This window comes from Janthinobacterium psychrotolerans (assembly GCF_001677885.1).
Taxonomy (GTDB): domain Bacteria; phylum Pseudomonadota; class Gammaproteobacteria; order Burkholderiales; family Burkholderiaceae_D; genus Janthinobacterium; species Janthinobacterium psychrotolerans.
In genome coordinates this window covers 95,410-112,453 of sequence record NZ_LOCQ01000056.1, presented here as the reverse complement: position 1 = coordinate 112,453, position 17,044 = coordinate 95,410, and the positions used below count along the sequence as shown (strand labels likewise).

General features: G+C 62.8%; 16 protein-coding genes. 8 read left to right on the top strand and 8 right to left on the bottom strand.

Going from position 1 to position 17,044, the window contains the following annotated elements:
• Nucleotides 1-103: 103 nt before the first annotated feature.
• A complete protein-coding gene (locus ASR47_RS14560; RefSeq protein WP_065308503.1) occupies nt 104-1,750 on the top strand; it encodes a 3-(methylthio)propionyl-CoA ligase in 1,647 nt (548 codons plus the stop codon).
• Nucleotides 1,751-1,808: 58 nt separating this feature from the next.
• On the opposite strand, the gene ASR47_RS14555 is transcribed toward ASR47_RS14560, so the two are convergent.
• From ASR47_RS14555 to ASR47_RS14540, 4 genes are read right to left on the bottom strand one after another with little or no spacing between them, the layout of a single operon-like run.
• Nucleotides 1,809-3,308 carry a chemotaxis protein CheW gene (locus ASR47_RS14555; protein WP_245714354.1) on the bottom strand — a complete coding sequence of 500 codons (1,500 nt, stop codon included), beginning with the start codon at nt 3,306-3,308 and terminating at the stop codon, nt 1,809-1,811.
• Nucleotides 3,295-3,828, bottom strand: coding sequence for a chemotaxis protein CheD (locus tag ASR47_RS14550; protein WP_065308502.1), 534 nt, complete (start codon nt 3,826-3,828; stop codon nt 3,295-3,297). The genes ASR47_RS14555 and ASR47_RS14550 overlap by 14 nt, the downstream gene beginning before the upstream one ends.
• Nucleotides 3,829-4,653: a CheR family methyltransferase gene (locus tag ASR47_RS14545; protein WP_065308501.1), complete on the bottom strand. Its 825-nt coding sequence runs from the start codon at nt 4,651-4,653 to the stop codon at nt 3,829-3,831.
• Between the two features lie 13 nt (nt 4,654-4,666).
• The gene (locus ASR47_RS14540) at nt 4,667-6,364 is read right to left on the bottom strand and encodes a methyl-accepting chemotaxis protein (protein WP_065308500.1); all 1,698 of its coding nucleotides are present in this window, start codon (nt 6,362-6,364) and stop codon (nt 4,667-4,669) included.
• Between the two features lie 226 nt (nt 6,365-6,590).
• On the opposite strand from ASR47_RS14540, the gene ASR47_RS27065 reads away from it, so the two are divergent.
• Together ASR47_RS27065 and ASR47_RS14535 are read left to right on the top strand one after the other, a co-directional pair.
• Nucleotides 6,591-6,776 (top strand): hypothetical protein, encoded by a 186-nt coding sequence (locus tag ASR47_RS27065; RefSeq protein ID WP_150127809.1) that lies wholly within the window; start codon nt 6,591-6,593, stop codon nt 6,774-6,776.
• A 126-nt stretch (nt 6,777-6,902) separates the two neighbouring features.
• A complete protein-coding gene (locus ASR47_RS14535) occupies nt 6,903-8,990 on the top strand; it encodes a 3-hydroxyacyl-CoA dehydrogenase NAD-binding domain-containing protein (RefSeq protein WP_065308499.1) in 2,088 nt (695 codons plus the stop codon).
• 45 nt (nt 8,991-9,035) lie between these two features.
• Here ASR47_RS14535 and ASR47_RS14530 read toward each other — a convergent pair whose 3' ends face one another.
• Together ASR47_RS14530 and ASR47_RS14525 are read right to left on the bottom strand one after the other, a co-directional pair.
• Nucleotides 9,036-9,872, bottom strand: a complete 837-nt coding sequence (locus ASR47_RS14530) for an alpha/beta fold hydrolase (RefSeq protein ID WP_065308498.1) — start codon at nt 9,870-9,872, stop codon at nt 9,036-9,038.
• 136 nt (nt 9,873-10,008) lie between these two features.
• The gene (locus tag ASR47_RS14525) at nt 10,009-10,248 is read right to left on the bottom strand and encodes a DUF2798 domain-containing protein (RefSeq protein WP_065308497.1); all 240 of its coding nucleotides are present in this window, start codon (nt 10,246-10,248) and stop codon (nt 10,009-10,011) included.
• Nucleotides 10,249-10,356: 108 nt separating this feature from the next.
• Here ASR47_RS14525 and ASR47_RS14520 point away from each other — a divergent pair, with 108 nt between their 5' ends.
• The gene (locus tag ASR47_RS14520) at nt 10,357-11,256 is read left to right on the top strand and encodes a LysR family transcriptional regulator (RefSeq protein WP_065308496.1); all 900 of its coding nucleotides are present in this window, start codon (nt 10,357-10,359) and stop codon (nt 11,254-11,256) included.
• Here ASR47_RS14520 and ASR47_RS14515 read toward each other — a convergent pair.
• Entirely contained in the window at nt 11,253-12,032 is a 780-nt protein-coding gene (locus ASR47_RS14515; protein ID WP_065308495.1) for a nucleotidyltransferase domain-containing protein, read from the bottom strand. The two genes, ASR47_RS14520 and ASR47_RS14515, sit on opposite strands and share 4 nt — an antisense overlap.
• Before the next feature lie 35 nt (nt 12,033-12,067).
• Between ASR47_RS14515 and ASR47_RS27060 the strand changes: the two genes are divergently transcribed.
• Nucleotides 12,068-12,421: a hypothetical protein gene (locus ASR47_RS27060; protein WP_150127808.1), complete on the top strand. Its 354-nt coding sequence runs from the start codon at nt 12,068-12,070 to the stop codon at nt 12,419-12,421.
• Between the two features lie 94 nt (nt 12,422-12,515).
• Here ASR47_RS27060 and ASR47_RS14505 read toward each other — a convergent pair whose 3' ends face one another.
• Nucleotides 12,516-14,216, bottom strand: a complete 1,701-nt coding sequence (locus tag ASR47_RS14505) for an MFS transporter (RefSeq protein WP_065308493.1) — start codon at nt 14,214-14,216, stop codon at nt 12,516-12,518.
• 213 nt (nt 14,217-14,429) lie between these two features.
• Between ASR47_RS14505 and ASR47_RS14500 the strand changes: the two genes are divergently transcribed.
• From ASR47_RS14500 to ASR47_RS14490, 3 genes are all read left to right on the top strand, one after another.
• On the top strand, nt 14,430-15,608 hold the full coding sequence (locus ASR47_RS14500) for an acetyl-CoA C-acyltransferase (protein WP_065308492.1): 1,179 nt from the start codon (nt 14,430-14,432) through the stop codon (nt 15,606-15,608).
• A gap of 66 nt (nt 15,609-15,674) precedes the next feature.
• Entirely contained in the window at nt 15,675-15,977 is a 303-nt protein-coding gene (locus tag ASR47_RS14495) for a Dabb family protein (protein ID WP_065308491.1), read from the top strand.
• A gap of 24 nt (nt 15,978-16,001) precedes the next feature.
• Complete coding sequence (locus ASR47_RS14490) at nt 16,002-16,997, top strand: NADP-dependent oxidoreductase (protein ID WP_065308490.1); 996 nt, start codon at nt 16,002-16,004, stop codon at nt 16,995-16,997.
• The last annotated feature ends 47 nt before the right edge of the window (nt 16,998-17,044 follow it).

Below are 17,044 nucleotides of genomic sequence, written 5' to 3'. Positions count from 1 at the left end.
CGCTTGGCGTGCTGCAGCGCAATATCGAAATGCGTTGACCGAAATAGCACGAGCGGTCGAAACTGAGCCCAATTACTTAAACTTCAAGCATTGAGGAGACGCGATGTCGGTATTCCAGGTCAGTCCGGTGATGGGCCAGATGATGCATCAGCCCTTGTTGATTTCCACCATTATCGAGTTTGCCGCGCGCCATCATGGCGACAGCGAGATCGTGTCGCGGCGGGTGGAAGGCGACATGCATCGCTACAATTATCGCGATTGCCACCAGCGCGCGCGCCGCCTGGCCAATGCCCTGCATGGCCTGGGCGTCGGCATGGGCGACCGGGTCGCCACCCTGGCCTGGAACGGCTATCGCCACCTGGAAGCGTATTACGCCGTGTCCGGTTCGGGCGCCGTGCTGCACACCATCAACCCACGCCTGTTTCCCGACCAGATCGCCTATATCTCGAACCATGCCGAAGACCAGGTGCTGCTGTTCGACCTGACGTTCTTGCCGGTGGTGGAAAAGATCGCCGCCAGCTGCCAGTTCGTGCGCCATTTCGTGCTGCTGTGCGACCGCGACCGCATGCCGGACACTACCGGCATCCCCGACCTGCTCTGCTATGAAGACCTGATCGCCACCCATTCGGACCAGTACGAGTGGCCCTTGTTCGACGAAAACGCCGCCGCCACCCTGTGCTACACGTCGGGCACCACCGGCAACCCCAAGGGCGCGCTGTATTCGCACCGTTCCACTGTCTTGCACGCGTATGCGGCGGCCCTGCCCAGCAGTCTCAATGTCTGCGCCTCCGACACGGTGTTGCCGGTCGTGCCGATGTTCCATGTGAACGCGTGGGGCCTGCCGTATGCGGTGCCCCTGTGCGGCGCGCGCTTGGTGTTTCCCGGCGCGGCGCTGGACGGCAAGTCGCTGTATGAACTGTTCGAAGCGGAAAAAGTGACGTTCTCGGCAGGCGTGCCGACGGTGTGGCTGGGCCTGCTCAACCATGTGCTGCAGAACAAGTTGAGGTTCTCGACCTTCCGCCGCACCGTGATCGGTGGCGCGGCCTGTCCGCCGGCCATGATGGACACCCTGATCGACCAGTTCGGCGTGGAGGTCATCCACGCCTGGGGCATGACGGAAATGTCGCCGCTGGGCACCACCGGCGGGCTGCAAGCCAAACACCTCGCCTTGCCCAGGGACGCCCAGCGCAAGATCCTGCAAAAACAGGGCCATGCGATCTATGGCGTCGACATGAAGATCGTCGACGACGAGGGCAAGGAGCTGCCATGGGACGGCGCCAGCTACGGCCACCTGCTGGTGAAAGGGCCGTGGATCATTGCCTCGTATTACAAGGACGAGGGTGGCGAGGTGCTGCGGGACGGCTGGTTTCCCACCGGCGACGTGGCCACCATCGATGCGGACGGCTATATGCAGATCACCGACCGCAGCAAGGACGTGATCAAGTCGGGCGGCGAGTGGATCGGCACCATCGACCTGGAAAACCTGGCCATGGCCCACCCGGCCGTGCTGCAGGCGGCCTGCATCGGCCTGTTCCACCCGAAATGGGACGAGCGCCCGGTGCTGGTGGTGGTGCAGCGCCCTGGCATGACGGTGTCGCGCGCCGAGCTGCTGCAGTTTTTCGACGGCAAGATCGCCAAATGGTGGACGCCGGACGACGTGCTGTTTGTCGACGCGCTGCCGATGGGGGCGACCGGCAAGATCCAGAAAAACAAGCTGAGGGAGCAGTTCAAGGGGCATAGCCTGGTTTGATAACCCTTGGATTCAAGCCAGGTGGTGTCGGATTAGGACCCGAAGGGCCTGATCCGACCTACGCTGCCTCCTGGCCCAGCTTGTCGAGCAGGCGGTCACAGCGAAACACGCTCAGCGTCTGGCGCTGCTCGGCGCTGCCGATATCGATCATCTCGTCCATTTCGCTGCGCAGGTCGTCATGGCTGCCGGTGCGGATCAGCTGGGGCGCCGCGAAGCGCTGGCTGTCGGAAATGGTCATGATATTGTTGACGGCGTCGACCAGGAAGCCGTAGCGCTCCTCGCCCCGTTCGATGATCAGGATCTTGGCAGTGCTCTCGTCGGCCAGCGGCGCCATGCCGTACAGCTGGCGCAGGTCGACGATGCTGATCATTTGCTGGCGCAAATTCAAGATGCCGCGCATGCAGGCGGGCAGGCCGGGCGGACGGATTATGGCGCCGCCGGCGTCGATGATTTCGCGCACCTGCCGGATTTCCACGGCAAACGGGTTTTCCACCGTAAAGGTGATGTAGACCCGGCGCTGCGCCTTGCGCGTGGCGGCCGCCTCTTCCTTGGCGGGATAGAGGCGCGCGTGGCCCTGCTGCATGTCGACAATCTCGGCCTGCGACAGGATCTCGCGGTGGTCGAGCACGATGATGTCGCCGGCGTTTTCCCTGGAAATGCAGCCGGCGAACATGGCGGCGCGTGCGCGGCTCAGCAGCGGTATCGGCAGCACCTCGTCGGCAATATAATGGACGATGCTGTCGACCGAGTCGACCAGGAAGCCGACCGTGGCGTCGTCAAGGCGCACCACGATCACGCGCTGGTCTGGTGAACCAGCCGTGCTGGCCGGCGCGCGCAGCAGGGCGGCAAAATCGACCACCGCCACCTGGCTGCCGCGAAAATGCATGCGGCCAAGGCACAGTTCGCTATTGAGCAGGGAACTGTGCAGCTCGGGCACGCGGATGATTTCCTGGATCGCGCCCATGTCGAAGGCAAAGGCCGAGCCGGCCGCATGGAAGCTCACGCACTGGCGCCGCTCGGCCCTGGCCAGCAGGCGCGCCTGGTGCTTGCCATTGGCGGCCTGCCGGGCCAGCACCTGCGGCACGTTTTCGATGCGGATCAGGGCCTGCGGGTCGAGGATCTGCAGCAGGCGCGCGCCGTCGTCGAGCAAGATGGTGCCAGCGATCACTGCCTGGGCCTCGCCTGCACCATAGTGCAGGGTCGAGCGCTGGGATGGCTGCACGCGCATGATGTCGCCCGTGTCCTGGAACACGATGCCGATCAGCACTTGCTGGAAGTCGAGGATGGCGACCTTGTCGGTGGCGATGGCCTTTGGTGCGCCGGGCTGGAACAGGCGGCCCAGGTTGACCACGGGAATCACGCTGCCGCGCAGGGTGAACATGCCTTCCAGATAGGCCGGCGACAGTGGCAGCACCGTCATTTTCGCCGGATAGTTGACCACTTCGCGGATACAGCTGGCGGGCAGGGCGAACTCGTCGCCGCCCAGGTGGAAGGAGCCGAACAGTTCGCTGGCGGCCTGGCCAGCTTGCGCCACCACATTGGCTTCATGCATGTCCATGGATGGCTCCCGCATAAGGATTGCTGGCCCGGCCCGGCCGCTGCGCCGACACGGCCACCTCGGTCACCGCATAGCTCTGGTCGGCGCAGTCGATCAGCAACTGGCGTCCGTGGCAGCCGCCCAGCGCGCAAAAACCGACGTGCAGGCCGCAGCGTTCCAGGTATTTTTGCGCCGCCTCGACGTTCTGCCGGCCGACCTGCAGGCGCGTATTGCGTCCGCCAAACATGCTGGCGCCACCGGCCAGCACCACGTCGATGTCGGCATAGTCGGCCAGGCGCACGCCCATCAGGCGCAGCAAGGAGGGCACGGCCTGGTTCACATAGCGCGCGCCCAGGCTGCCATCGAGCGTCGGCGCTTCCGGCAGCAAGCAATGGGCCAGGCCGCAGCGGCCACCCTTTTTCCACAGCAAGCCGATGCCGATGCAGGAGCCGAGCAGGGCCTGCAACTGGTCGTCATGCGCGCCCACGCTCAGCTGGCCCATGCCGACCTGCTTGCGCGGTGTGTCGATTGCGATCGTCATCTAGGCCTCGCCTGTCTTGTAAATCATGGGAAACTCAAATTCATAGCCGGTACCGAGGCGGGCGATGGTTTCCGATTCGCCCAGGATCAGGCGGCCATCGTCCTTCAGGCTGTGCCGCGCCTGCCGCAGCACTGTTTCCTGGTGCTCGGCATCGAAATAAATCAGCACATTGCGCAGGAACACCACGTCGAACTGCTGCTGCGGTTGCAGGGGTTCGAGCAGGTTGTGCAGCGCAAAGCTGACGTGCTGGCGCAATTCGTCATTTACTTGCACGCCATACGGCGAGGCCGTGAAATATTTGCGCAGCAATTCCGGGTGCGACAGGCGGATGCGTTCGACCGAGCGGCCGCTGTACTGGCCGGTGCGCGCCGCGTTCAATATCTGCTGAGAAATGTCGCTGGCCAGGATCTGGTAGCGAAAAGACGGGTGCCGGGCCTTGAACTGCTCGCAGGCCATGGCGATCGAATACAGCTCTTCGCCGCTGGCGGCCGCCGCCGACCAGACCTTCAGGCAGCCACCGGGATGCCGGCGCGCCCAGTCGGGCAGGTAGCGCTCTTCAAAATACGCCCAGATTTGCGGCGTGCGGAAAAACAGCGTGTCGTTGGTGGTCACCAGGTCGATGAAATGGACCACTTCCTCGCGGTCGCTGGCCACCTTGTCCAGGTAGGCCTGGTAGCTGTGCAAGGACAGCGCCTGCAGCCGCGGCTGCAAGCGCCGCTCGAGCAAAATGCTCTTGCGCGGCGTCATGGCGATGCCCGTATGCTCGCGCACCATGGCGATCAGGCTGGTGAGGACTTCCGGCGTCAGGGTGGCGGCGTGGTTCATTGCGATGCTGGTCCTAGACCACGAAACCGGAGACGGTCTGGTTCAGGCTGCCAGCTCGGTCGTTCAGCGCGTCGGTCGAGCGGGCGATGCTGTCGACATTGGCGGCCGACTTTTCCGTTTCCTCGGCAATATACTGAATCGCGGTCGACACTTCGCGCGCCGTCAGCAGCTGTTCGTTGGCGGCCTTGGAAATATCGGAAATGGCCAGCGTGGTCTTGCCTACGCCCGAGACGATCTTGTCGAAGGCGTCGCTGGCCTGGCGCGAGATCTCGCTGCCGGTGGTCACGCGCTTGACCGACTCGTTGATCAGCTTGGAGATTTCCTTGGTGGCCTGCGAGGAACGCTCGGCCAGCTTGCGTACCTCGTCGGCCACCACCGAAAAGCCCAGGCCGTGCTCGCCGGCGCGGGCCGCCTCGATGGCCGCATTGAAGGCCAGCATATTGGTCTGGTTGGCGATCTCGCTGATCACCTTGACGATTTCACCGATGTCTTCCGAGGAACGGTTGATCAGGTCCATCGCTTCGATCGACTTGGCCACGGCGCGCGCGCCCGCTTCGGCTTCCTGCTGCGTGGCGCGGGCCAGGTAGTCGGCGCTGGAAACGTTCTCGGCGATGGAGTTGATGGAAAAGGTCAGGCCGTCGATCGAGGCGTTCATCTGTTCGACGGTGGCGCCCAGCGCCTGGGTGCCGACCGCCACGCCGGTGGCGCGCTCGGCAATCGCATGCGAGGAGTCGGCAAAGCCGCCGGCGGCCGCCACCACATTGGCGATCACGCCGCGCAGGTCGACGATCATCTTGCCGATGCCGCCGGCCAGCAGGTCGATCGGCTCAGAGCCTTCCTGCACGATGGTGCAGGTCAGGTCGCCTTGCGCCGCGCGCGCCACCGATTCAAGCAGGACCTTGACCTTGCGGCTTTCATCGTCCGATTTGTCGTGGATGCTCGTTTCCAGCCTGATCTGCTCGGTGATGTCGGTGGCATATTTCACCACCTTGTACGGCTTGCCGTTGAGGTCGAGGATGGGATTGTAGGTGGCCTGTATCCATACCACCTTGCCGTTGTTGCCTATCCGTTTGTAGCGGCCGCTGTCGAATTCGCCGCGGTTGAGTTTTTGCCAGAACTTTTTATAGTCGAGGCTATTGGCATAATCGGCTTCGCAAAACACGCGGTGGTGTTCGCCCTTGATATCGGCCAGCTCATACCCCATCACGTCGAGGAAATTGGCATTGGCATCGATGACATTGCCATGCATGTCGAATTCCACTGCCGCCTGCGCCTTGGCGATGGCGCTGACCTTGCCTTCGTATTCGGCGTTGCGCATCTTGACGGCGGTGACGTCGTTGGCGAACTTGATGACTTTATAGGGCTTGCCATCGGCGTCGAATATCGGGTTGTAGGACGCGCTGATCCATACTTCGTGGCCATCCCTGGCGATGCGCTTGTAGTCGCCCTGGTCGAATTCGCCGCGCGCCAGCCTGGCCCAGAATTGGCGGTACTGCGGCGTTTTCACATACTCGGCATCGCACAGCATGGCGTGGTGCTTACCCTGTACCTGGTCCAGGGCATAGCCGACGACCTTGAGGAAATTGTCGTTGGCGTGCAGGATAGTACCGTCGAGCTCGAACTCGATCACCGCCTGCACACGGTGGATGGCAGTGTTGATCGCTTGTAAGTCCAGATCCTGGGAATGGCTGACATGGCTGGCTGCGTCCATAATGGTTCCTTCAATTCGAGGCGGCGTATATACGAGGGGAGCGTTATTAAGCTGCGTGTGACATTGCGTGATAATCTGCCCGGCATTTAAGTGGTTGGCGATGGGTGGTGATAATGTGTGAGAAAGTGTGCACTGAATGCCGGATGTATTCGAATATGGTTTGCCTATGGCAGCCGATGTTAAGAGTGTTGATTTTTATCAATAATTTTATTATTCCTCAGTCCATATGGAAAAACAAGCGACAACTTTAAAACGCAGTGAAATTGTCGTTATTGCCGCATGGCCGTATCAAAGCGCTACGTTCATATTATTAAACGCCGGTTTTGGATATGGTATTTGTCATACTATTGCGACTATTAATCCGATAGCCGAAAAGTCGCTTGCTCACATGGGCGCACGCCACGGACGTTGACGATCCTGTACCATGGCGCAGACACCGCTCGCCCGGGACAAAAAAATACGAGCGTTCTTTTATGCGGTATAGTGAAGATTCACCGCTTGCCCTATCCAGGACACCCACACCAACAAGGAAGAGACAATGAGCGCCGAGTATCAAGTCAACGGTTCCGTAGCCGTGATCACCCTCGCCAATCCACCGGTCAATGGACTGGGACTGGCGACCCGCACCGCCGCCGTGGCCGGCATCAAGCAGGCGCTGGCCGACGACGCCATCAAGGCCATCGTCATTACCGGCGCCGGCAAGGCCTTTTCGGGCGGCGCCGATATCAAGGAATTCAATTCGCCCAAGGCCCTGACCGAGCCGACCCTGCATACCCTGATCAACGTCGTCGAGCAGTCGACCAAGCCGGTGGTGGCCGCCATCCATAGCGTCTGCATGGGCGGCGGCCTGGAGCTGGCGCTGGGCTGCAATTACCGCGTGGCCGCGCCCGGCGCGCAGATGGCCTTGCCGGAAGTCAAGCTCGGCATCCTGCCGGGCGCCGGTGGCACGCAGCGCCTGCCGCGCGTGCTGGGACTGGAAATGGCGCTCAACATGATCGTCTCGGGCACGCCGGTGGCGTCCGAAAAACTCGCCGGCACGGCCCTGTTCGACGAAGTGACCGCGCCCGGCGCCGACCTGCTCGCCGCCGCTGTGGCGTTTGCCGGCAAGGTGGCCGGGATTCGTCCGCTGCCCAAGGTGCGCGAGCGCACGGTCGACTACCCTGACCATGAAGCGTTCCTGCAGTTTTCGCGCAATACCGTCAAGGCCATGGCCGGTCCGTTCCCGGCACCGCTGCAGTGCGTGGAAGCGGTGGCCGCCGCCGTCACCATGAAATTCGACGACGGCCTGAAATTCGAGCGCGAGCTGTTCATGCAACTGGTGCAGTCGCCCGTATCGAAAGCGCTGCGCCATGCGTTCTTTGCCGAGCGCGTCGCCAGCAAGGTGCCGGACGTGCCGGCCGACACCCCCGTGCGCGCGATCGCCTCGGCGGCGATTGTTGGCGCCGGCACCATGGGCGGCGGCATCGCCATGAATTTTGCCAATGCCGGCATCCCTGTCAAGCTGCTGGAAACACAACAGGCCGCCTTGGACAAGGGCCTGGCGACCATTCGCAAGAATTACGAAAGCACCGTGAAAAAGGGCAAGCTGACGCAGGAGAAAGCCGAGCAGCGTATCGCGCTGGTGTCGGGCACCCTGGACTACGCCGATATTGCACAGGCCGATATCGTGGTCGAAGCCGTGTTCGAGGAGATGGGCGTCAAGGAAGCGGTGTTCAGGCAGCTCGATGCCGTGATGAAGCCGGGCGCCATCCTGGCGTCGAACACGTCCACCCTGGACCTGGACCAGATCGCCAGCTTTACCAAACGCCCGCAGGACGTGATCGGCACACATTTCTTCAGCCCCGCCAATGTGATGAAGCTGCTGGAAATCGTGCGCGGCAAGGAAACCGGCAAGGATGTGCTGGCCAGCGCGCTGGCGCTGTCGAAGAAACTGAAAAAGACCGGCGTGGTCTCGGGCGTGTGCGACGGCTTTATCGGTAACCGCATGATCGAGCAATACAGCCGCCAGGCCGGCTTCCTGCTTGAAGAAGGCTGCTTGCCGGAACAGGTCGACAAGGCGGTTGAACAATTCGGTTTTGCCATGGGGCCGTTCCGCATGGGCGACCTGGCCGGCAACGATATCGGCTGGGCCATCCGCAAGCGCCGCTACGTGCAAAAGCCGGACGTGACGTACTCGAAGACGGCTGACCTGCTGTGCGAACTGGGACGCTACGGCCAGAAAACGGGCGCCGGCTGGTATGACTACAAGCCGGGCGACCGCAAGGCCTATCCATCGGAACAGGTCAACGCCATGCTTGTCCAGCACTCGCAGGACATCGGCGTCGAGCGGCGCAAGATCGGCGACCAGGAAATCGTCGAGCGGCTGGTGTATGCATTGGTCAACGAGGGCGCGCGCATCCTGGAAGAGGGCATCGCCCTGCGCGCTTCCGATATCGACATGGTCTACCTGACCGGCTATGGTTTCCCGCTGTTCCGTGGCGGCCCGATGTTCTACGCCGACACGGTGGGTCTGCCGAATGTGCAGGACGCGATTGCCGGCTATGCCAGCGGGCGGCATGGCGAGGCGTGGACGCCGGCGCCCTTGCTGGTGAAACTGGCTGCCGAAGGCAAGGGTTTTAATAATTGAGGTAGGTCGGCTTGGCGCGGCGAAGCCGCGCTAATCCGACCGACGTTATTTCTTCTTCACCACCATCTTCACCGCCTCATTGACGATCACGGGGTTGTCCTTCTGGATATAGTAGCCGGCGCCGGTGATGCGCTCGATGGCGGGCGCGCCCAGCAGGCGCTGCCAGTCTTTTTCCTGCGCCCGCACCAGGGTCTCATAGGATCCCATTTCCTCGATGCCGAACTTGTCGCGCACCAGCAGCATGGCTGGCGTGCGCAGCGGCGTGGTCATGTCGATATGCTGCAGGCATTGCGACTGCGCGTCGAATTCGGCGGTCTCGGTGCTGTTGAACATCAGCTTGCGGCGGGTTTTGAGCAGCACGGCGTAGGTGGTGGCGTCGGTCTGCATGCGCTGCCATTGCTGCGGGTGGGTCGGGTCGAGCAGGATCAGTCCCGCCACGTCCTGCGGATACAGCCTGGCGTACACATATTGGTACAAGCCGCCCAGGCCTTGGCCGACCAGGATATAGGGAGGTTTGAGGCCCGCTTGCGCCAGCAGCGCGCGCTGCTGGGCTGCGATGGTGCACGGGTCGCGCGGGGTGGCGGTTTTCTGGCTGGCGCCATAGCCGGGCCGGTCGTACGCCAGCACGCGGTGGTTTTTCGCCACTTCCGGCAGCACGCTGTCCCACACATCCTTGCCGTCGCCGAGGCCCGACTGGAACACCACCGGCAGCGCGCCCTGTCCGGTCACGGTGTAGGCGATGGTGGCGTCGGGCAGGGTGGCGCTGGCGGGCGGGACCGGCCTGGGTGCGGACGAGGGCAGCATGGAGCAGCCGGACAGCAACAGCGCGACGCTGCCGAGGAAAATGGCGCGCGCGGGGCGGACGGCGGATAAATGCTGCATGAAGCTCCTTCTTGGTTCACGGATCGGTAGGACGTCAGCCATTATAGGCACATCATGCGAATGTGAAAACATTGAACAGAGCGGATTTGCCGTGCTTTTTCTTCCGGCGTGCGCTGGCACACCGCCGTCAGCGCCGTCAGGCTGGACGCTTCAAGCGCATCACCAGGTAGCGGCTGATGCCCTGCACGCGCGGCGCGAACAGCATCACGGCGCAAAACGCCACCGGCCAGGCGGCCAGGAAGGCATGGCGCCAGCGCGCCAGGAAGTCAGCCTGCAGGCCGATATTGAGCCAGGTCACCCAAGCACTCATCAGCAAGGTCATCAGTAGCGACATGATGACGGCAAACACAAAACGCAGGCGCAGGGCTTCGGACATGGATAATCTTTCAAAAAGTGTACAGATAATCAGCTTATACACTTGCAAGTATCTATACTAGACACATATTTTTAATCTGAAATTCCACAAATGAAATGATGCACGCTGATGCTCGATGATCTTGCCCTGTTTGTCGCCATCGTGGAGGCGGGCAGCCTGAATGCGGCGGCCGCCGCCGAGGAGTTGCCGCCTGCGACCGTCACGCGGCGCCTGCAAAAGCTGGAAAGCCAGCTTGGCTACCGCCTGCTCAACCGCAGCGCGCGGCGCATGCAGCCGACGGCCGAGGGCTGGCAATACTATGAGCAATGCCGGCCGCTGGTGCATGCGCTGCGCCAGGCCACGCGCCGGCTCGACGCCAGCCTGTCGGCCGTGTCCGGCACAATCCGCGTGCTGGCGCCGGTCAATTTTGCCAGTGGCCTCCTGACGCCCGCCTGGGTCAGCTTCATGCAGCGGTATCCCGCCATCCGGCTGGAACTGGAATTGTCGAACCGCCTGCAGGATATGGTCAGCAGCGGCGCCGACCTGGCCATCCGCGTCGGTTCGCTCGACGATTCCTCGCTGATGCAGCGCCGCCTGGGCAGCGCCGCGCTGGTGATGGTGGCAGCACCCGCCTACCTGGCGCGCGCCGGCGTACCGCATGACCTGGCGTCGCTGGAACAGCATGAACTGATCGTCGCCGAGCCGCTGCGCACCTGGCGCTTGCACCGGCCCGGCGATGGCGCCGAGATGGTGCTGCAGCCGCAGGCGCGGCTGCGCGTGAACGAAATGCGCCTGGCGGTCGAGATGGCGGAAGCGGGCATCGGCGTGCTGCTGTGCCCGCTGCTGCAATGCCGCCAGGAAGTGGCCGACGGCCGCCTGGTGCGCGTGCTGCCCGGCTGGATGCCGCAGCCGCGCCATGTGTACGCCGTCTGGACCCAGCGCCGCTACCTGCCGGCGCGCGTGCGGGTGCTGCTGGAGCACCTGGCGCAATTTGCGGAAAATTGCCCGGCGCTTAACGAGCCGGCCTAGCTTTGCGCCTGCAACTGCAACTGCAGCCAGCCGGCAAAGACGCGCAGGCGCGCCGGAAATTGCGCGTCCGGCTCACCGCCCGCGCCGGCATGGTCCATGAAAAAATCGATCTGTTCGCGCATCGCCGGATAGCTGCCCAGGAACAGCGCCGCATGCTGCTCCAGGGTTTGCGGCCACGACGGTTCATTTTCCGCGCGCAGCACGCTGGTGGCGCGCAGCAGTTTGCGCGCCGCTTCTCGCTGCCTGCGCACGATTTTTGCCGCATCCGGCGCTGGTTCCAGCAGTTGCTCGATCTCCCGGGCCTGGCGTTCGAGCACCTCGACGGCGTCGCCATTGACGGCCAGGGCGATGGTGCGCGACGGCGGGAACGGCGCAAAGCACAGCGCCAGGTCATTGCCCCAGATGCAGCGGCAGTGGTGCTTGAGCCAGTAGCCCCAGCTGTGCAGGTTGCGCGGCGCCAGCGCATCGATGCGCGTGCCGATATCGAAATCGATCTTGCTTACTTCCGGATGGCGCGCCGCCAGCGCCAGGCGCAGCGCTTCGAGCATGCTGGTGTCGCGCGGCGAAGGGCGGTGGCGCAGGATCAAAGTGACGTCGAGGTCCGATACGCCTTGTGTGGCCGCGCCGCGCGCCACGCTGCCGTACAGGTAAATGCCGTCGAGCAGTTCACCGGCCTGCGCCAGCAAGGCCGCACGCAGGTCATCGATCAGGCCAAGATAGGCTGGCTGGAATGGGCCGCGCGGAGCGGGGGGAATGGTGCGTGGGGTGGCGGTCATGCGATGTGCTGGCGGTTGAAAAGGCGGACTGTAGCATGCGCCAGCACAAGCTGGCTGTCACATCTTTCCAAAAAGTAAAACCGAGCGCTTGTACTTCGCGCCGGGATCGCGTTAAGATAAGCCGTCAAGCGTTCTTGGCCGTGCCGTCCTTTCGCAGTTCACACCACTATGCCATGAGAGATGCAATGAAATATCTGATCGTTCCCTGTTTGTTGGCCATCACCGGCTGCGAGGTTTTGTATGATGCGAATCGGGACAAGATCGGCGAATACTGTAACAGTCTCAATAATTTCGATGACCGTAACGCCTGCCGCAAGCGCAACCAGACCAGCTACCAGGAATATGTACAGCAGCGCGACAAGCTGAAGAAGGGCGCCAGCGAAAAGTAATCGGGCTCACGCATGAAAAAACGCCGCCGGGAGTGACTTCCGGCGGCGTTTTTCATGGCGATGCACCGGCGCGCTGGCCGGTGCGGATGGTGTATCAGTCGTCGGCGTAGATATTGTTGTCCTTGGTTTCACGCACGAACAGGATGCCGATCACCACTGTGGCCAGGGCCACGACGATCGGATACCACAGGCCATAATAGATGTCGCCCTTGAAGGCCACCAGCGCAAACGCGGTGGTGGGCAGCAGGCCGCCGAACCAGCCATTGCCGATATGGTAGGGCAGCGACATCGAGGTATAGCGTATGCGCGTCGGGAACATTTCCACCAGCATGGCGGCGATCGGGCCGTACACCATGGTCACGTACAGCACCAGGATAAACAGCAGCAGCACCACCATCGGCTTGTTGATGCGGTCCGGGTCGGCCTTGGCCGGGTAGCCCGCTTCCTTGATGCCGGCGCCGATTTCTTTCTTGAACGCCGCTTCTTTCGCCTTGCTGTCGGCGTCGAAGTTCAGGCCGTCGGCCGTCATGACGGCGTTAAACGAGGTGAATTCCCTGGCGCCGATGCGCACCTTGGCGATGGCGCCTGCCGGTGCGTCTTGCCTGGTGTAGTTCACCGAACTGTTCGACAGGAAGCCGGTGGCGATGTCGCACGAGGAAGGGAACTTCTTGGTGCCGGTCAGGTTGAACTGGAAGTGGCACGATGCCGGATCGGCCACCACCACCACGGGCGAATTCTTCAGTGCGGTTTCCAGCTGCGGATTGGCAAAGTGGGTCAGGCCATTGAACAGCGGGAAGTAGGTGGCGGCGGCGATCAGGCAACCGCCGAGGATGATGTACTTGCGGCCGATGCGGTCCGACAGGCTGCCGAAGAACAGGAAAAATGGCGTACCGAGCAGCAGGGCGATGGCGATCAGGATGTTCGCCGTGGCCAGGTCCACTTTCAAGGTCTGGATCATGAAGAACAGGGCGTAGAACTGGCCCGTGTACCACACCACGGCCTGGCCGGCGGTCAGGCCGATCAGCGCCAGGATCACGATCTTCAGGTTGCGCCACTGGCCGAACGCTTCGGTCAGCGGGGCTTTCGAGGTCTTGCCTTCGGCTTTCATCTTGGCAAACGCCGGTGATTCATTCATGGCCAGGCGGATCCACACGGAAATACCGAGCAGCACCACCGACACCAGGAACGGCACGCGCCAGCCCCAGGCTTCGAATTCCGCCTCGCCGGTCGCCAGGCGGGTGCCCAGGATGACCATCAGCGACAGGAAGAAGCCCAGGGTCGCCGTGGTCTGGATCCAGGCCGTGAAGGCGCCGCGCTTGCCTTCGGGAGCGTGTTCGGCCACATAGGTGGCCGCGCCGCCGTATTCGCCGCCCAAGGCCAGGCCCTGCAGGATGCGCAGGATCACCAGGATGATCGGCGCCGCGATGCCGATCGCCGCGTGGCCGGGCAGCAGGCCGACGATAAAGGTCGAGCCGCCCATGATCAGGATGGTGATCAGGAAGGTGTATTTACGGCCGATCATGTCGCCCAGGCGGCCGAATACCAGCGCGCCGAACGGGCGCACGATAAAGCCGGCGGCAAACGCCAGCAGCGCGAAAATGAAGGTGGTGGTGGGGTCGCCGATAAAGAACTGCTTGGCGATGATCGATGCGAGCGAGCCGTACAGATAAAAGTCGTACCATTCAAAGACGGTGCCGAGCGAGGAAGCGAAGATGACCTTGCGTTCCTCCTTGGTCATCGGCGCCCCTTTGGCCGCGAATTTCCGCACGTCGGCCGAGCCGGATGGTGTTGCCATGGTGTTGTCTCCCTAGGTTTTATAGTGAACCGTTGCCGAGGTCTTGCTGACCATTCTTGCAACAGCTAAGGGCCAGTCTGTCCCCGGAACCTTACGCGACGCTTACAATTGCAGTCATTTGCACAAGCTTTGCAAGGTCTTTGCAGTAGCGAACGACCGTACTTATATGTGCTATTCTGAGCCACCTACTTACTATCGCTCAGGAGACGCAACATGAATGAAGCCGTGATCGTATCGACCGCCCGCACGGGCCTGGCCAAGTCCTGGAAGGGCGCGTTCAACATGACGCACGGCGCCACCATGGGCGGCCATGTGCTGGCCGCCGCGATTGCGCGCGCCGGCATCGAGGCGGGCGAAGTGGAAGACGTGCTGGCCGGCTGCGCCTTTCCCGAAGGTGCCACCGGCGGCAATATCGCGCGCCAGATCGCGCTGCGCGCCGGCTGCCCCGTCACCACCGGCGGCATGACCATCAACCGTTTCTGCTCGTCGGGCCTGCAGGCGATCGCCACCGCGGCCCAGCGCATCATCGCCGGCGAAGGCGATATCTACGCGGCCGGCGGCGTCGAGTCGGTTTCCTGCGTGCAGAACGAAATGAACAAGCATATGTACCGCGAAGTCTGGCTGCAGCAGAACAAGCCGGCGCTGTACTGGCCGATGCTGCAAACGGCGGAAACCGTGGCCCAGCGCTATGGCATCTCGCGCGAGCGCCAGGACCAGTACGGCGCGCAAAGCCAGCAGCGCGCGGCTGCCGCCCAGGCCGCCGGCCGGTTCGATGCCGAGATCGTGGCCATGACCACCACCATGGGCGTGGCCGACAAGGCCAGCGGCATGCTGACCACGCGCGAAGTGACGATCGCCGCCGACGAAGGCATCCGTGTTGATACCACCTATGAAGGCGTGTCGCAAATCCGCTCCGCCATGCCGGGCGGCGTGATCAGCGCCGGCAATGCCAGCCAGTTTTCCGACGGCGCGGCGATGGCCATCGTCATGAACGCCAAGACGGCAGAAGCGAAAGGCCTGCAGCCGCTGGGCATCTTCCGCGGCTTTGCCGTGGCCGGCTGCGAACCCGATGAAATGGGTATCGGCCCCGTGTTTGCGATCCCGAAGCTGCTGAAAAAAGCCGGTTTGACGGTGGCCGATATCGGCCTGTGGGAACTCAATGAAGCGTTTGCCGTGCAGGTGCTGTACTGTGCCGACACCCTGGGCATCCCGCTGGACCGCCTCAACGTCAACGGCGGCGCGATCGCCGTCGGCCATCCTTACGGCGTATCGGGTGCGCGCCTGACGGGCCATGCGCTGATCGAAGGCAAGCGGCGCGGCGTGCAGTACGTGGTGGTGACCATGTGCATCGGCGGCGGGCAGGGCGCGGCCGGTTTGTTCGAAGTGCTCTAGCGTGCTGCACAGCGGGATGATAGCGGTTACAGTATGGGCTCTCTTTCGTACTCCATTGCACCCAATATGATCAAGCACATCGTTTTCTGGAAACTCAAGGATCACGCCGAAGGCGCCGACCGCGCCGCCAACGCCATCAAGCTCAAGGCCCTGCTCGACAGCTGTGCGGCCATCGTGCCCGGCATCCTGGCATTCGAAGTCGCCGTGGCCCAGCCGGGCCTGGAAGCGACCCATGACATCGTGCTCTACAGCGAGTTCGACAGCCGCGAGTCGCTCGACGCCTACCAGAACCACCCCGAACACGTGAAGATCAAGCCGTTTTTTGGCGCCGTACGCGAAGCGCGGCAGTGCATGGACTACGAGATTTAACGCAACCAATATCAAAGGAACGCCATGACCACATTCCAACGCATCGTCCTCGCCGCCCGCCCCAAAGGCGAAGTCCAGGCCGACAACTTCCGCCTGGAAACTGTCGACACGCCCGCCATCAAGGACGGCCAACTGCTGGTACGCAACCATTATCTGTCGCTGGACCCCTACATGCGCGGCCGCATGAGCGAAGGCAAGAGCTACGCCGCGTCGCAGGCGCTGGATGAGACCATGATCGGCGGCACCGTCGGCGAGGTGATCGAATCGAAGCATGCCAAATTTGCCGTTGGCGACACCGTTGTCGGCACCCTGGGCTGGACCGAAGTGGCGGTCTCCGACGGCAGCATGCTGCGCAAGGTCGACACCACACACGTGCCTGAATCGGCCTACCTGGGTTCGGTAGGCATGCCCGGCATGACGGCCTGGTACGGCCTGAACCATATCATGGCGCCGAAAGCGGGCGAAACCGTGGTGGTGTCGGCCGCCAGCGGCGCCGTCGGCAGCGTGGTGGGCCAGCTGGCCAAGCTGAAGGGCTGTCGCGTGGTTGGTATTGCCGGTGGTCCTGAAAAATGCGCTTACGTGGTGAACGAGCTGGGCTTTGACGCCTGCGTCGACTACAAGGCGGGCAATCTGGAAGCGGACCTGGAAGCGGCCACCCCGGACGGCATCGACGCCATTTTTGAAAACGTCGGTGGCAAGGTGTTTGACGCCGCGCTGGCGCGCACCAACGCTTTTGGCCGCATCGCCCTGTGCGGCTGGATTTCCGGTTATGACGGCCAGCCCACGCCGATCGACAATTTCCGCCTGATCCTGATCAACCGCCTGACCGTGCAAGGTTTTATCGTCGGCGAGCAGCCGGAGCTGTGGCCGGAAGGCCTGGCCGAACTGGGCAAGCTGGTGGCCGAAGGCAAGCTGAAATTCCGCGAATCGGTGGCCGAAGGGCTGGCGAAGGCGCCCGAAGCGTTTATCGGCCTGTTGAAAGGCCGTAACTTCGGCAAGCAGCTGGTCAAGCTGGGCTAAGCTCAGCGAGGTTGTTGCTGGCATCGCAGGCCGTGCGACAATGGCGG

Excerpts from the sequence above, each read along its gene's own strand:
- ASR47_RS27065 (WP_150127809.1), top strand. The coding sequence starts at position 6,591 with ATGGAAAAACAAGCGACAACTTTAAAACGCAGTGAAATTGTCGTTATT.
- ASR47_RS14515 (WP_065308495.1), bottom strand. The coding sequence starts at position 12,032 with ATGACCGCCACCCCACGCACCATTCCCCCCGCTCCGCGCGGCCCATTC.
- ASR47_RS14505 (WP_065308493.1), bottom strand. The coding sequence starts at position 14,216 with ATGGCAACACCATCCGGCTCGGCCGACGTGCGGAAATTCGCGGCCAAA.
- ASR47_RS27060 (WP_150127808.1), top strand. The coding sequence starts at position 12,068 with ATGCGCCAGCACAAGCTGGCTGTCACATCTTTCCAAAAAGTAAAACCG.
- ASR47_RS14530 (WP_065308498.1), bottom strand. The coding sequence starts at position 9,872 with ATGCAGCATTTATCCGCCGTCCGCCCCGCGCGCGCCATTTTCCTCGGC.
- ASR47_RS14555 (WP_245714354.1), bottom strand. The coding sequence starts at position 3,308 with ATGGACATGCATGAAGCCAATGTGGTGGCGCAAGCTGGCCAGGCCGCC.
- ASR47_RS14495 (WP_065308491.1), top strand. The coding sequence starts at position 15,675 with ATGATCAAGCACATCGTTTTCTGGAAACTCAAGGATCACGCCGAAGGC.
- ASR47_RS14540 (WP_065308500.1), bottom strand. The coding sequence starts at position 6,364 with ATGGACGCAGCCAGCCATGTCAGCCATTCCCAGGATCTGGACTTACAA.
- ASR47_RS14500 (WP_065308492.1), top strand. The coding sequence starts at position 14,430 with ATGAATGAAGCCGTGATCGTATCGACCGCCCGCACGGGCCTGGCCAAG.
- ASR47_RS14535 (WP_065308499.1), top strand. The coding sequence starts at position 6,903 with ATGAGCGCCGAGTATCAAGTCAACGGTTCCGTAGCCGTGATCACCCTC.
- ASR47_RS14525 (WP_065308497.1), bottom strand. The coding sequence starts at position 10,248 with ATGTCCGAAGCCCTGCGCCTGCGTTTTGTGTTTGCCGTCATCATGTCG.
- ASR47_RS14550 (WP_065308502.1), bottom strand. The coding sequence starts at position 3,828 with ATGACGATCGCAATCGACACACCGCGCAAGCAGGTCGGCATGGGCCAG.
- ASR47_RS14490 (WP_065308490.1), top strand. The coding sequence starts at position 16,002 with ATGACCACATTCCAACGCATCGTCCTCGCCGCCCGCCCCAAAGGCGAA.
- ASR47_RS14545 (WP_065308501.1), bottom strand. The coding sequence starts at position 4,653 with ATGAACCACGCCGCCACCCTGACGCCGGAAGTCCTCACCAGCCTGATC.
- ASR47_RS14560 (WP_065308503.1), top strand. The coding sequence starts at position 104 with ATGTCGGTATTCCAGGTCAGTCCGGTGATGGGCCAGATGATGCATCAG.
- ASR47_RS14520 (WP_065308496.1), top strand. The coding sequence starts at position 10,357 with ATGCTCGATGATCTTGCCCTGTTTGTCGCCATCGTGGAGGCGGGCAGC.